The organism is Streptomyces sp. UH6 (assembly GCF_013421635.1).
GTDB classification, from domain to species: Bacteria; Actinomycetota; Actinomycetes; order Streptomycetales; family Streptomycetaceae; genus Streptomyces; species Streptomyces abyssomicinicus.
In genome coordinates this window covers 1-1,966 of sequence record NZ_JACADT010001030.1, presented here as the reverse complement: position 1 = coordinate 1,966, position 1,966 = coordinate 1, and the positions used below count along the sequence as shown (strand labels likewise).

Below are 1,966 nucleotides of genomic sequence, written 5' to 3'. Positions count from 1 at the left end.
GGCCACCGGCTCGCCCAGCGCCATCCGCACGCACCGTTCGGCGATCTCCTCCGGATCGTGCAGCACCGCCCCCGGCTCGCGTCGCGGGACCAGCGTCCCCTCCGGGGTGTACGCCCGGTCCGCGAACGCCTCCCGGAACACCCGGAGCCCCGCCGCCTCGGCCAGGGCCAACCACCGCGATCCGGGCAGCCCCAGCACCGCGCACCCCGGGTCCCAGTCCCGCACCGCCGCCACCACGGCCGCGGCCTGCGCCTCGTGGTGGACGATCGCGTTGTACAGCGCGCCGTGCGGCTTCACGTACCGCACGCCGGTGCCCGAGGCGCGCGCGAGGGCGTCCAGCGCGCCGATCTGGTAGAGCACGTCGTCCGCCAGCTCCCGCGGCTCCATGTCGACGAACCGCCGACCGAAACCGGCCAGGTCCCGGTACCCCACCTGCGCGCCCACGGCGACGCCCTCGGCGGCGGCCCGCTCGCAGGCCCGGCGGATCACCGTGGGGTCGCCCGCGTGGAAACCGCACGCCACGTTCGCGCTGGTCACGACGGTCAGCAGTGCGTCGTCGTCCCCGAGTTCCCATCGCCCGAAGCCCTCGGCGAGGTCGGCGTTGAGGTCGATGCGCACGGGATTCACCCTTCTCCGGTCCGGTCGGCGGCCATCACGCTTCCACGTCGCCCGGCCCGGCTCAACACCAGGCGTCGGCCAGGCGTCGGCCAGGCGTCGGCCAGGCGTCGACGGACGACTATTCACTCAGTACATGTACGTGGTGCATACTGCTCCGTATGAGCACCCGTCACATCCTGCTGGGCCTCCTCTCCTCGGGGCCGAGCCATGGCTACGACCTGAAGAGGAGGCACGACGAGAGGTTCCCGCAGGCCCGTCCCCTGGCGTACGGGCAGGTGTACACGACGCTCCAGCGGCTGGTCCGCGACGGACTCGCCAAGATCGAGGGAACCGACTCCGACGGCGGCCCGGAGCGGACCGTGTACCGCTCGACGGACGACGGCGAACGCGAACTCGCCCGCTGGGCCTCGGAGGCGGCCCCGCCCGCGCCCTTCGTGAGCAACGAGATCTTCACCAAGGTCGTCGTCGCCATCCTGGCCGGCGGGGACCCGGCCGCCTACCTGCACGACCAGCGCGCCGCCCACATGACGCGGATGCGGGAGCTCACCAAGGTCAAGACCACTCCCGGGGCCGACCTCGCGACCGTTCTCTCGGCCGACCACGCCCTCAGCCACCTGGACGCCGACCTCCGCTGGATGAACACCACAGCGGACCGGCTCGCCACCCTGACCGCGGAGGTCACCTCACGATGAGCACCACCACAGGTCCGCTGCTCGCGGCCCGAGACCTCGTCAAGACCCACGGCCGCACCGACGCGCTGCGCGGCGCCTCGGCCGAACTCCGGGCCGGCGAGATCCTCGCCGTCACCGGGCCCAGCGGCAGCGGCAAGTCCACCCTGCTGCACTGCATGGCGGGCATCGTCCGGCCCGACGGCGGCAGCGTCCACTACGAGGGCCTGCGGATCGACACCTGCCCCGAGGACCGGCTCAGCGCGCTGCGCCGCACCGACTTCGGCGTGGTGTTCCAGTTCGGGCAGCTGATCCCCGAACTCACGCTCACCGACAACGTGGCCCTGCCGCTGATGCTGGCCGGGACCTCCCGGCGTGAGGCGCGCGCCCGGGCCGGCGAGTGGCTGGACCGGTTCGGCGTGGGTGACCGCGGCGACGCCCGCCCGGGTGAGGTCAGCGGCGGCCAGGCCCAGCGCGGCGCGCTGGCCCGTGCGCTGGTCACCGGCCCGCGCGTGGTCTTCGCCGACGAGCCGACCGGGGCGCTCGACTCCCTCGCGGGCGAGCGGGTGATGTCGGAATTCGTCTCCGCCGTCCGTTCCTCGGGCGCCTCCGTTCTGCTGATCACGCACGACGCCCGGGTGGCCGCGTACGCGGACCGCGAGATCCGGCTGGCCGACGGC

The 1,966-nt window shown here is 73.6% G+C and carries 3 protein-coding genes; 2 read left to right on the top strand and 1 reads right to left on the bottom strand.

Going from position 1 to position 1,966, the window contains the following annotated elements:
• A partial coding sequence (locus HW445_RS28815) for a 5-oxoprolinase subunit PxpA (protein WP_308800093.1) occupies nucleotides 1-627 on the bottom strand: 627 nt, incomplete at its 3' end.
• Between the two features lie 149 nt (nucleotides 628-776).
• On the opposite strand from HW445_RS28815, the gene HW445_RS28810 reads away from it, so the two are divergent.
• Both HW445_RS28810 and HW445_RS28805 read left to right on the top strand, forming a co-directional pair.
• On the top strand, nucleotides 777-1,310 hold the full coding sequence (locus HW445_RS28810; RefSeq protein WP_180223781.1) for a PadR family transcriptional regulator: 534 nt from the start codon (nucleotides 777-779) through the stop codon (nucleotides 1,308-1,310).
• Nucleotides 1,307-1,966: ABC transporter ATP-binding protein (locus tag HW445_RS28805; RefSeq protein ID WP_180223780.1), on the top strand; the 660-nt coding region annotated here is incomplete at its 3' end. The genes HW445_RS28810 and HW445_RS28805, both read left to right, overlap by 4 nt.

What these genes read in the sequence shown, in the direction of transcription:
- HW445_RS28810 (WP_180223781.1), top strand. Translation starts at nt 777, where the DNA reads ATGAGCACCCGTCACATCCTGCTGGGCCTCCTCTCCTCGGGGCCGAGC.